A 12,747-nucleotide genomic window follows, 5' to 3' on the forward strand; every position below is an offset into this window, starting at 1 on the left:
GTTATCACTTTAGAACGCGTGAAGGACTCTGCTCCGCTTCGCCCTTGACGCTGGCTAATTATTACACCACATCAATCAACTAAGTACACAGTGCCAAGCATTAGCTCGCTCGACTTGCATGTGTTAAGCACGCCGCCAGCGTTCATCCTGAGCCAGGATCAAACTCTTAAATAGAATCTTTAGGGTTTGACCTTTTGGGTCAGTTTGAATGTTGGCTTTATAAATAAATGTGATATGTTTCAATGTTGTATGTTTAAATGTTTCAAAGTAATTCTTTTAGGTCACTCAACCCTCAAGACCTCCCCTGTTAACATTCAACATTTAACATTTAACATTTAACATTTAAACATTTCTCATCTTAAAATTTAAAAACCCAACATGTTTCTTATCCTCACACTGTTCAGTTTTCAATGTCCAAGGTTTTGCTTGTTCGTTGTTTATCAACGACGCTTAAATATAATATCATTTTTGTTTTGCTTTGTCAATACTTTTTTTGACTTTTTTCGCCGCTGTTTATCAGCGACAAATACTATCTTACCATGCCTTAATATTAAAGTCAAATGGTAATTTTTACTTCTTACAATTTATATAGAATTTACATATTAAAACTTAATTTATACATGTACAAATACGCAGCATTTCTGGGCATTTTGGACATGTATAAATTAAAAGTCTTTACCTAAATTCCTATAATACAAAGCATATATATTTTGCCCGTTTATAGGTATTTTATGTATATATTCACTATATTAAGAGAAATATGTACCCATTTTCCCTTGAGGCAATAACGAAGAACTATGGGTTTGTCAAAAGTTGGGGGTCCTCATATGAGGGCCCCTTTTATTTTTATTTAACTTGTTCCATTCCTTTTCTTAAAGCCTTTATATTGATACCAACAAACTTCTCTTTAACTGTATTCTTCACAACCTCATCCCAATTTATATTATCTAACCCCATGGCCTTAACAAGAGCACCCACCATTACTACATTCATAGTCTTTATATTACCAAGTTCCTTTGCAATTTCTGCAGCCTTGAAAACAGTAATATCAGTATATTTCTGTAATTCTTCAATTATTCCTTTTGGATATTCTGCCTGTCCTGTCAAGATTGGAGCCGAAGGAATTTCATAGTCATTAACTACAACCTTTCCATCTTTTTTTAGATGATCTATCCATTTTCCTGCTTCCATTTTTTCAAATGAAACAAGTATATCAGCTTGACCCCTTCCAATAATAGGAGAATATACTTTTTTCCCAAATCTAACCTGAGTAGTTACACTTCCTCCACGTTGGGCCATTCCGTGAACTTCAGACATTTTTACATCATATCCAGCACTCATTAGCCCATTAGCAAGAATTTTACTTGCAAGTATAATACCTTGACCACCTACACCTACTAATAATATATTTTTAATATCAGACATTCTAAACACCCGCCTTCACTATAGCATCAAATGGACATGCCTGTAGACAAACTTCACATCCAACACACATATTTTCATTGATTTTTGCTTTCTTAGCTTCTGCATCAAACTCAATAGCAGGACATCCTGTTTTGGTACAGATTCTACATCCTTTACATTTTTCATCTATAACTTCACAAAGAATTCTTTCCTGTCCAAATTCCTTTATATCTTCCTCAGAAAATCTCTTCAGAACGCATGGCCATCTTGTGATAATTACAGAAGGTTCATCGGACGCCAAAGCCTCATCCAACGCTGCACTAACTTCATCAAGCTTTAAAGGATTTATTGTTTTTACATTTGTTATACCTATTGCTTCACACAATTTTGGTATATCAATCATACCAGCCTTATCACCTTGCAAAGTATATCCCGTTCCTGGATTTTCTTGGTGACCTGTCATACCAGTAATTCTATTATCAAGTATAACTGTAACGGTATTGCTCTTGTTATATGCTACATCAACCAAGCTGTTAATACCCGTATGGAAGAAGGTTGAATCTCCAATTACAGCAACTACACGTTTATCTACTCCATTTTTTTCGAACGCTTTCTGAGCACCATGTCCTGTACTTATACTAGCACCCATACAAATACAAGTATCCATGGCACTTAAAGGTTCTGCTGAGCCTAATGTATAACAACCAATATCTCCCGTTACCATTATATTCTTTTTCTTGCTTAGTGCATAATAGAAGCCTCTATGTGGACATCCAGCACACAATGTAGGAGGACGCCCTACCGTTTTTGACTCATCAAACTTAATAGTTTCCCTTTCTTCTCCTAAAATTGCTTTTGAAATAATATCAGGGTTTAGCTCACCTGTTCTAGGTATTACATCTTTACCAATACATTTAATGCCTACAGCCTTAACCTGTTCTTCAATGTATGGTTCTAATTCTTCTATAATATAAAGAGTCTCAACTTCATCAGCAAACTCTTTTATTTTCTTCATTGGTAATGGGAAACTAAATCCAAGCTTCAAATATGATGCCTTATCACCGAATACTTCCTTAGCATATTGATAAGCAACACCAGAAGTTATAATGCCGATTTTTTTATCATTCCATTCAATTCTATTTAACTCAGTAGTATTACTGAATTCTTCTAATTTCTTTAACCTTTCTTCTACTTTAACATGTAGTACTCTACCATTAGCTGGAGTAGCTACATACTTTGGTATATTCTTTTCATACTTCTTAATTTCTACTTCTTCTCTCTCTCCAAACTCAACTATACCTTTACTATGACAAATTCTAGTAGTCATTCTAAATAAAACAGGAGTATCAAATTTTTCACTGATTTCTAGTGCTATTTTCACAAAGTCTTTACTTTCCTGACTATCACTAGGTTCAACCATAGCTATTTTAGAAAATCTAGCATACATCCTGTTATCCTGTTCATTTTGCGAACTGTGCATTCCTGGATCATCTGCAGAAACTAGAACAAGTCCACCGTTTACACCTGTATATGCATATGTAAAAAGGGGATCAGCGGCTACATTAACCCCAACATGCTTCATAGCAGCAAGAGCTCTTGCTCCAGCTATTGAAGCTCCAATAGCTGCCTCTAAAGCAACCTTTTCATTAGGTGCCCATTCAGCATAAATTTCTTTTTTATATGGAGCGATGTTTTCTAAAATTTCTGTACTTGGAGTACCTGGATAAGCAGAAGCAAATGTAACACCAGCTTCAAATGCACCACGTGCTACTGCTTCATTGCCTGTCAAAAACTTCTTCATTATTTCACTCTCCTTGTCTTCTTTATTTATGTGCGGCTATAACACTTCCTAATGCTATAGAATTCAATTTTGCCTCATGGCTGTCAGCACGAGATACTAAAACTACCGGTGCCTTAGCTCCCATAATTATACCAGCTGACTCTGCATTAGCCATATAAGTTAAAGCTTTTCCAATTCCATTACCTACTTCAATTGCTGGGACAAGAAGTATATCGGCATCTCCAGCAACCTTACTTTCGAATTTCTTTATTTTTGCAGCTTCTTTTGAAACAGCTAAATCAAAGGCTATAGGTCCTTCAACTATTACACCTTCTCCAAATTCTCCATTGGCTCCCATTTCCTTCAATTTATCAGCATCAATAGTAGCTACCATTTTGGAACTAACCTTTTCTTTAGCTGTTAAACAAGCCACCTTTACACTTTCAATTCCCATTGCATGTGCAGCTTTCACCGAATTTCTTAAAATTAAAGCTTTTTCGTCTATTGAGGGGGCAATATTCATGCCTCCATCTGTTAAAAATAAAAGCTTATGATAACTTGGAACTTGATATACCATCACATGACTCAACAAACTATCTGTTCTAAGACCTATTTCCTTATCAAGAACCGCCTTTAATAATATTGAAGTGTCAATTAGACCCTTCATTACAAAGTCTGCTTTTCCACTGCTTACTAATTTCACTGCTTCTCTTGCTGCTTCTGTCAAATCCGTCTTTTCAATTATAACATAATTAGTAATGTCTAAATTGCTTTTATCGGCAATTTCTTTAATTTTTACCATTTCTCCTACTAATATAGGTTCTACAATTCCCATCTCAGCTGCTCCGCATACAGCTGTTAACACGTCTTCATCTTGAGCAGCTGCAACTGCCAGCTTCATTGTAGTTTGTTCTTTAGCAGCACTAATAAGTTCCTTGAAATTATTGATCATTTTATCACATCCTATTCATTCTCTTTGTTCTCCTTTATTTCCGCAAAATAAAGAACAAAAATTATACATCACTTAGGTTTTAGTAAAAGTTCGCCATGGGATTCAAATTTTTTAACAACCATTCAATTATTAGTTGAACCTAATGATATTTTACAATAATTTCAATCATCATTCAATATGTTTTATAATAATTTTGTTGAACTTTTCAAATTTTTTAGTAATTCATAGATTCTATTTTTGTAACCCACGCCTTAGTAATTTCGTCATGTGGATTTATTTCATAGGATTTTCTTACATATTCATTGGCTTTTATAAAGTTTCCAGCTTCTAGATATGCAATTCCTAAATTGCATAGGATTTCAGAGTGATCTGCTTTAATATTTAATGCTTCTTCAAAACTCTTAATAGCTTCATTAATTCTTCCTAAGGATATATTGCATAGTCCTATTTCATTCAAAACATCTACCTGTCTTGGTACTATTCTATGGGCCTTTTCAAAGTGATTTAATGCGTTTTCAAAATCCCTTAAATGCCTATGGGCTAATCCAATAAAAAATTGCAAATTCCACCAATCTGAATACTTTTCTTCTAAAGGTAAAAGCTTTTCAAGAGCTTCATGGGGCCTTCCGCTCAATACAAGGTTGTATCCTTCTTCATACTGTATCTTATAATCTATTTCTGACAATTTATTTATTATTTCCATTTCTTTATTTTCATCTATACCAATGTCTATACATTTGTTCCAAGTTTTTTCAGCTTTCTTATAAAGCTTCTTATTTATATAATGGAATCCAAGATGATAGTAGGATAACGAAAAATCTGGATATGTTTCAGTAATTCTTTCAAAAACCTCAATGGCTTCATCTTCAAAATCTTTATTGTATTTACCACCCCATTCATTTGCCAATTCCTCTGCACACCTAGCATAATTATATAAAGAGTCTAAATTATTGTCATCTATATACAAACAGGCTTTAAAGCATATGAGTCCTTCAATTTTATTACCTGCTTCAATAGATTTAAAGCCCTGCTTTAAAATAACATTAATTATATCTTTATCAAATGTTTTCAAAAACTCCTTATATACATCGTTATATCTAAATCTGCTATCTATACCCATTATATAAACCATACCCTGGATAATTTTTATAATGGATATATCTTTGGTATCATTTTCATCCTTAACCTTAGTTACTACTTCATTAAGTGGCATTGGCAAGGGAATAGCGTCATCAAATATAAATCCCTTTACTTCAAATTTTTTATTTTCCTTAAGGTTTATAAATACTACATCGTTCACCTTATCTTTTAAATATTTTTCAATTCGCTCAAACATAATAACCTCCTCTTAGTTTTTTGTATATAATAAATGCAAGATTAAGGTCATTCTAAATAGGTCTCTTTTTGAAAATATCTATAATATCTTACTTGACCTAGTAGAATGACCTCTATACTTAAACTTAATCTTCAGATAAATTTAATAGTTAATTCTTAGCAAATACTAAGGATTATAGTAGTTTATGAAATATTAAATCATCAATATATGTTCCTGTTTTCTCATCATAATGATGCATATGAACGTTTCCTGCAAAGGTAAAACCACAGGATAAAATAGTATTTATGGATGACTTATTATTGCTATAAATATATGCCCTTATAATCTTTATCCCTTTTTCTTTAAGAGATTCTAATGCATAATCAGTTAATTCCTTTGCAATACTGTTTCCTCTAAAACTATAATCAACAGCTACAGTCAAATTGCATGAATGTTGTTTATTTCCTTTACCTCTTTTAGCTCTTAATACAGCTGAAATTAAGTCACCATCAGCAGCTACATAAACAAATGTATCAGGATTTCTAATCCAATCTCTTATCTCCTCCATAGAAGCTATTTCTACAAAGGAAACTTCAGCTCTTTCTTTACTTAGATTTGAAAACATAGATATTACCTTTGGTATATCCTTTTCCTTAAGTTCTCTAAATCTAACACTCATAGCAATACCTCCTGTATAGTTTATAATTAAATTATTGACACTAATGAGAGGCAGTACAAATTACTAAAAAATCCTATTATTCTATTTATACATATTTCTCATAAACATCCTTTTCCTTCTAGTAGAAGTACTTAGAATATTAAACAATTGACCCCTATAAATCATTGCATAGCACAGTAAAATTTGATAAACCACTGAATATACTATTAAAGTAAATGTAGAAGATATAAATATATTGGTACTAAATCCTAATATAATAAGCATCTTATTTGTAGAAATATGAATCAGGTATAATACAGCTATTATAAAACCATTAGGAATAAACCATTCCAGCCAGTTTTCCTTTATAAAATCAAATGAATATGTGATGGCATCGAGTCCAGCATGATATTTTTGATAAATCGTTTCAGGAAGTGGATTAAGAAGTATAACCGCTACTATCTGGATTATAGACCATAAAGATAACCCCCCTATATTAATATAAAATATAGGCTTCAAAAATAAACTTGCTCCAAATCTTACAAACCAAAATATTATTATTATACTATATATATTCCTAAGATAAACAGTAAAACCACTTTTAAAATCCTCTAAGCTAAACCCCTCATAATTGATAATATTTTCAATCAAGTAAATATAATTTGATATAATTGCACTTTGAAACAATGCAACTATAATACCACCTAATATCCATGCATATGAAGCTACTGTCCACATTAAAAAAGAGATAATAAAATAGGTAAATCCCACGAGGAAAATTTTCCAGTTCTTTATAGATAATTTAAAGCTTTTTAAAACTATTCCTTTATTAGTTAAAATTATATCTTCAATAAAATTCAAGTTTATTCTCCTTTCTTTTGTTATTCTTATATACTTACTCTAAAATACTCTGATTTTTCAAAATCATTGTTATCTACTTCATAATTAAATAGTATGATTGATTCTTGCTTTGAAATATCTTCATAATAATTGTTTGCTAAATATAATATATCATATTTGAAAGTTTCAAAATGTACTTTTTTAATAATTTTTTTTGCAGTCATACCTTTGTACATGGGTAGGTATTTTTCAATATTCTCTTCATTCTGTAAAAATTTATGACATCTATTTTTAAAATCATCTATCTCTATAGAATTAAAAAACTCTGGTAGATTTGCATTTTTATTTCTTAGATAATCAAACTTTAATATTTCCATAAAAACATCTTCATTGTCAAAGTTATTTTGCTTAAAAAACTCAATCAAAATTTTAAACAATTGATTTCTTCCATGGGATACATGATGATATCCCATATTTCTCCAAAATACTGATAAATCTTCAAAAAAGCTTGAAGGATTTTTATAGAATTTTTTAATAATATAATCTACACTAAAATCAAAGTTGTGGGAATTATAATATTCATCCGTCATTTCCTCTATATATTTAAGCTTCAATATCTCGTCATAGGTAATATAATCATTACACATAACTTCATAGGGCTGTTCATCCTTATATATATAGCCATATTTATAATGGTTCATCCTAATGCCAGAACCCTTAAGAAGCTTCAAAAACCCCAATTGTATTTTATTTGGTTTCAAGCTATAGACATCATCAAAGGATTTCAAAAAAGTCCCATAATCTTCATAGGGTAAGCCAGCTATTAAATCTAAATGTAGATGTATATTATTAAAAGAAACTAATTCATTTATAACATATTTTATTCTTTTAAAATCCATATTCCTTTTTATTTCCCTTAAGGTTTTTTCATACGTGCTTTGAACACCAACTTCAAATTGGAAAAGTCCCTTCCTAACGCTTCTTAAAAAGTCCAATATCTCTTCATCTAAAAGATAAGCAGTGATTTCAAAATGAAAATTTATCCTTCCATTATCAATTTTTTGGAGATATTTCATTATTTCTAAACAATGTTCTTTATCAGCATTGAAGGTTCTATCAACAAATTTAACTTGCTTTACATCTGCGTCGATAAATTTTTTTAAATCCCTTTTTATTCTATTCATAGAAAAGTATCTAACACCCCTAAAGGTGGACGATAAACAATATTGACAATTAAAGGGACAACCCCTAGAACTCTCATAGTAAATAATTCTATTCTCAAGTTCTTTTAAGTTCTCATAAGGAAATGGAATGATATCTAAATCTTCTATGAGACATCTTTCTTCATTCATATAGATTTTGTTTTTTTCTCTAAAGGCTAAGCCTCTTATATTAAATATATTTCCTCTATTATTTATTAATAAATTTAAAAGCTCATTGAGAGTTAGCTCTCCTTCTCCAAAAATTATATAATCAATATAATCACATTCTTCTAACACCGCCTTTGGATCATAGCTAACCTCTGGACCTCCTAAAAGAATTTTTACTTCTTTATTAACCTTTCTTAAATTCTTAGCTATTTCTAAAGTCTCTTCAAAATTCCATATATAGCAGGAGAAACATACTAAATCATAGTCCTTTGTATATATCTCACTTAAAATATAATCTAAATCATTATTAATAGTATACTCTTCAATACTTATGCCTTCAAATTGTTTTTTGTTATACTGCCACAAATATCTTAAGGCTAAAGATGAATGGATAAACTTAGAATTTAATGTTGTTAAAAGTGTTTTCATTAGTTCACTTCCTTGTTTTTTCATATTTATTACTATATCCTATATATTTTAAAATCATTAATAATTATAACATAACATCTAACGTTATATACCCTATATACTTTCATAATCAAAAAACTTTATTTTCTATAACCTAATATGTGTATGAATCTAATCTCAGTGAAATAGTAATTTGACACTCTATAATGCATCCTATCTATGGTATGAGTAGCAATAAAAATATTATCTAATGTTTTAGGAAACTTGATATCTACCACGATTAAGGAATGTGCAAAATCATCGGCAAACTCAAATTTTAATTGTATCAGATCCCCGATCTGTATATCCTTTATATCTACTTCATCTGCTACTGGACCTCTTCCTTTATTTTTAGTTAAAAATTTATGAAGATATTTTACACTGGTCCAAGCTGGAGCTCTATTGTTAATACTCTCATAGTACCATCCATATTTGTCATAATTCATTGGGCATCCCCCTGCATTTATAACCTGAGATGCAAAATTTGTGCAGTCTCCACCCATTTTATCAAAATTTACAAAATTCGGATTCCTTTTGAAAGCCCATTTTTTTGCATAATTCACAGCACTTAGCCTATCGTAACTATAAATCATATGCCCTCCACCCTTCTTTTCACATTATCTAATGCTTTATTATGTCTGGATTATCAGCCTAAAGTATTAGCTTATAAAAGTATATATGTATTCAAGTATAAAAAAATTAATAATTTTATATGTTGTAGGCATATAATTATGTTATGATAATATTAAATAGATTTTTCCAAATAAGGAGATGAAATTTTATGGCAATAATGTCTTCTCGTCTAATTAGACACCAAATATGTATCGAAGAGTTAAGAAAATTAGGTGCTAAGGTTATTTCTATTCAAGGTATAATGTTTTACGTTAAATTTAAAATAAAGGATACAAAATTATCCTATATGTATCATATAAAAACAGACAATACATATTATCTTGAAAGAATAAAGCCTTACTTCATGACCATAGGTGATTTCCAGTCTGAGGAAGATATAATAGACGTTATAAAGATTGATCTAGAACAGTTTACAAATGCAATGAATAGTAAGAATTTCAATAATTTTATTCAAATTGATAAGAGTATAACAAAACTTGTTAGGTATTTCGAAGATCTTTTCCTATATTATAACGTTTCAAAAGATGATTTAAATACAATACAGGATGAAGTAGATCTTCTTCTTAATAAGATTATTGAAATCAAAAATAAAAGCAAGAGGGTTTACTATAAAAAAGATCCTGATGTTTTGAAATAGTACAAAAAGACTAAAGTCTCTTTGTAGCTCTAAGTTCCATGTTCCAAGTTGCAAATTTTAATGTCATTCTTATGATGTTCAAAATAAAGTTCAAAAAGAATGTAAAAAAAACGCATCTAAAGATGCGTTTTTTTTACATTCTTTCTGGTGCTGCTATACCTATAAGCTTAAGTCCATTTTTAATGGTTTGTTTGCATGCAAAAACCAATGCAAGTCTAGCTTTTTGTAATTCTTCATCATCTACTAAGATAGAATGTTCATGATAGAATCTGTTGAAAGCTTGAGCAACATCAATTATATATCTTGTAATTACTGCAGGTTCGTATTTTCTTGCTGCATCTACAATTACATCTGGAAATTTATTTATTATTCTGATTAAATCCATAGCTTCCTTTTCTTTCAGCAAGCCAAAGTTTATATTACTCTTATAGTCAAGCTGAGACTTTCTAAGAAGACTTGCTGCTCTTGCATGTGTATACTGAACATATGGACCTGATTCTCCATCGAAATTCAAGGTTCTATCCCATGAGAACACATAATCCTTGATTCTATTATTTGCTAATTCTTGGAAAATAACTGCTCCAATACCTACTTCTTTAGCTACTTTTTCTTTATCCTCTAAGTTAGGATTCTTTTGGCTTATGATTTCTTTAGTTTTTTCTACCGCTTTATTAAGAACATCTTCTAAGAAAACTACTCTTCCTTTTCTTGTGGACATTGTTCCTTCTTCTAAGCTAATCATACCAAAGGGTACATGTATACAGTCCTCAGCCCAGTTATATCCCATTAAATCTATTATTTTTATCCATTGTTTAAAATGCAAATTCTGTTGAGAGCCTACAACATATATATTTTTATAAAAATCATAATGTTTTTTTCTATATATAGCAGCAGCTATGTCCCTTGTAATATAAAGGGTTGATCCATCCTTCTTAGTTATTAAAGCTGGAGGCATTCCATAGGGCTCTAAGTCTACTATTTCAGCACCTTCAGACTTTTTCATGAGATTTTTTTCCCTCATCTCCTCTAATACTGCTGGCATTTTATCTGAATAGAAACTCTCACCAGCAAAGGAATCAAATTTAATACCTAACATATCATAGACTCTGTTAAATTCCATTAGACTTACATCTCTAATCCACTGCCACAGCTCTGTAGCTTCGTCATCATTATCCTCTAACTTCTTAAACCACATTCTAGCTTCATCTTCAATTTGAGGGTTTTTTTCGGCTTCTTCATGGAATTTAATATAAAGTTTTAACAATTCAGGTATAGGATTTGATTCAATAATAGATTTATCTCCCCATGCTTTAATTGCAACTATCAGTTTGCCAAATTGAGTACCATAATCACCAAGATGATTAATAGCTATTGCATTATATCCTAAAAATTTATATATATTATTTATTGCACTACCTATAACTGTTGTTCTAATATGACCTATATGAAAGGGTTTAGCTATATTAGGTGAAGAAAACTCAACTATGACATTCTTTTGTTCACCTATATTAGATGCCCCAAACATATCCTTTTTATTCAACACCTCTTCAATAACTGTTTTAGCAAAGGTCTTTTTATTAATAGTGAAGTTTATATATGCTCCAACAGTTTCAATATCTTCAAATAAATCCTTTTCTTCAATAGATTCATTAATATCCTTTGCTATTAAATTAGGTGCCTTTCTGAATATTTTTGCAAGCTTAAAGCATGGAAATGCAAAATCACCCATATCAGAATTTGGGGGAATCTCAATCATACTGTATATCTCTTCAAAGTCTAGTTCAGATATTTTTTCATTTAAAATATTGGCTATCTCTTTTTTAAAATCTATCATTTTTTTACCTCCTTAGAATATTTGCCGTTTTGTAAACTTAAATGAAAATTGAGGACCCCAAGCCCTCTGTGGTACAATGGTTTTGCGAGAAAACAATTACCTCCCAGAAAAGATGAAGTCCTCATGCAAAAAAATTGTACCAATTAAATGTCCAAAATGCAATAATAATGCAATAATAAAGATTCTTTTTACCTTTAATTTGATATAAAAGTTACATAATTCCCTCAATTAAAAAACTCGTCCCTTAACAAACTTAAGAGACGAGCTTAATGGCCCGCGTTACCACTCTTATTGGCGCATAAATACACCCTCTTTTATTCCCTTTAATGGAGGAAAACCATTTAGCCTACTCAGTTCAGCTAAAATCTCAAAGGTGCGCTTCAGCTATAATCGTATATCGGGCTTCCACCATCCCCGATTCTCTATGATACATATTAAAGCCTACTCTCCTTTTCAAAGATATTAATATTTATATGATTTTAAAATATAATTTAACATATTTTAATGATGAAATCAAGTATTTACTCAATTAAGATAGTGTCAAGATACTGTAGGAAAAAAATTTAAAAAAAATTCTTATGTTCTGATGAAATTAAGCACCACGAACAGACTTGAGTAATTCACTAGCCCAAGTTCTTTTCCCAATATTCAAAACAGTTATATTATCAATTTTTTCTTCTACTTTTTTATTTAATTTTCTTTTTACAACTCTTTTATCTAACTTCTCGATTCTTTTTTCTTTCTGCTTTTCTTTTCTCTTTTTTATCATTGTTTCATATACTTTCCCACCATTGGCACGATGTACTCTTAGTCGTGCCATTTGATCAGCACCTACTATACTCCATGCTAATGGTCTAGAACTCAATCTAGCAGATAA

The 12,747-nt window shown here is 30.8% G+C and carries 10 protein-coding genes, 1 pseudogene and 1 other annotated feature; of the genes and pseudogenes, 1 reads left to right on the forward strand and 10 read right to left on the reverse strand.

All coding sequences use genetic code 11. The annotated features are described in order from the left end of the window. Positions 1-846 precede the first annotated feature (846 nt). The 8 genes from BUB36_RS16915 to BUB36_RS16950 all read right to left on the reverse strand — a co-directional run bounded on the left by BUB36_RS16915 (position 847) and on the right by BUB36_RS16950 (position 9,359). On the reverse strand, positions 847-1,425 hold the full coding sequence (locus BUB36_RS16915) for an indolepyruvate oxidoreductase subunit beta (RefSeq protein ID WP_073152996.1): 579 nt from the start codon (positions 1,423-1,425) through the stop codon (positions 847-849). 1 nt (position 1,426) lies between these two features. Then, positions 1,427-3,205: an indolepyruvate ferredoxin oxidoreductase subunit alpha gene (gene iorA / locus BUB36_RS16920; RefSeq protein WP_073152999.1), complete on the reverse strand. Its 1,779-nt coding sequence runs from the start codon at positions 3,203-3,205 to the stop codon at positions 1,427-1,429. Between the two features lie 22 nt (positions 3,206-3,227). After that, positions 3,228-4,136 carry a bifunctional enoyl-CoA hydratase/phosphate acetyltransferase gene (locus BUB36_RS16925; protein WP_073153002.1) on the reverse strand — a complete coding sequence of 303 codons (909 nt, stop codon included), beginning with the start codon at positions 4,134-4,136 and terminating at the stop codon, positions 3,228-3,230. Between the two features lie 214 nt (positions 4,137-4,350). After that, positions 4,351-5,472, reverse strand: a complete 1,122-nt coding sequence (locus BUB36_RS16930; protein WP_073153004.1) for a tetratricopeptide repeat protein — start codon at positions 5,470-5,472, stop codon at positions 4,351-4,353. Positions 5,473-5,644: 172 nt separating this feature from the next. Next, positions 5,645-6,130 carry a GNAT family N-acetyltransferase gene (locus BUB36_RS16935; RefSeq protein ID WP_073153007.1) on the reverse strand — a complete coding sequence of 162 codons (486 nt, stop codon included), beginning with the start codon at positions 6,128-6,130 and terminating at the stop codon, positions 5,645-5,647. Between the two features lie 81 nt (positions 6,131-6,211). Next, positions 6,212-6,970, reverse strand: a complete 759-nt coding sequence (locus tag BUB36_RS16940) for a hypothetical protein (RefSeq protein WP_073153009.1) — start codon at positions 6,968-6,970, stop codon at positions 6,212-6,214. A 26-nt stretch (positions 6,971-6,996) separates the two neighbouring features. After that, a complete protein-coding gene (locus BUB36_RS16945) occupies positions 6,997-8,748 on the reverse strand; it encodes a B12-binding domain-containing radical SAM protein (protein ID WP_073153012.1) in 1,752 nt (583 codons plus the stop codon). Positions 8,749-8,867: 119 nt separating this feature from the next. Further along, a complete protein-coding gene (locus BUB36_RS16950) occupies positions 8,868-9,359 on the reverse strand; it encodes an amidase domain-containing protein (protein ID WP_073153015.1) in 492 nt (163 codons plus the stop codon). Between the two features lie 188 nt (positions 9,360-9,547). Between BUB36_RS16950 and BUB36_RS16955 the strand changes: the two genes are divergently transcribed. After that, positions 9,548-10,036 carry a hypothetical protein gene (locus tag BUB36_RS16955; RefSeq protein WP_084112109.1) on the forward strand — a complete coding sequence of 163 codons (489 nt, stop codon included), beginning with the start codon at positions 9,548-9,550 and terminating at the stop codon, positions 10,034-10,036. 133 nt (positions 10,037-10,169) lie between these two features. Here BUB36_RS16955 and argS read toward each other — a convergent pair whose 3' ends face one another. Both argS and BUB36_RS16965 read right to left on the reverse strand, forming a co-directional pair. Further along, positions 10,170-11,870, reverse strand: coding sequence for an arginine--tRNA ligase (argS, locus tag BUB36_RS16960; RefSeq protein WP_073153017.1), 1,701 nt, complete (start codon positions 11,868-11,870; stop codon positions 10,170-10,172). Positions 11,871-12,123: 253 nt separating this feature from the next. Next, positions 12,124-12,336: a binding site (T-box leader), on the reverse strand. A gap of 126 nt (positions 12,337-12,462) precedes the next feature. Further along, positions 12,463-12,747, reverse strand: a pseudogene (locus BUB36_RS16965) (UPF0236 family protein); the annotation flags it as partial.

The sequence above is a fragment of the Paramaledivibacter caminithermalis DSM 15212 genome, assembly GCF_900142245.1.
Lineage (GTDB): Bacteria > Bacillota > Clostridia > Peptostreptococcales > Caminicellaceae > Paramaledivibacter > Paramaledivibacter caminithermalis.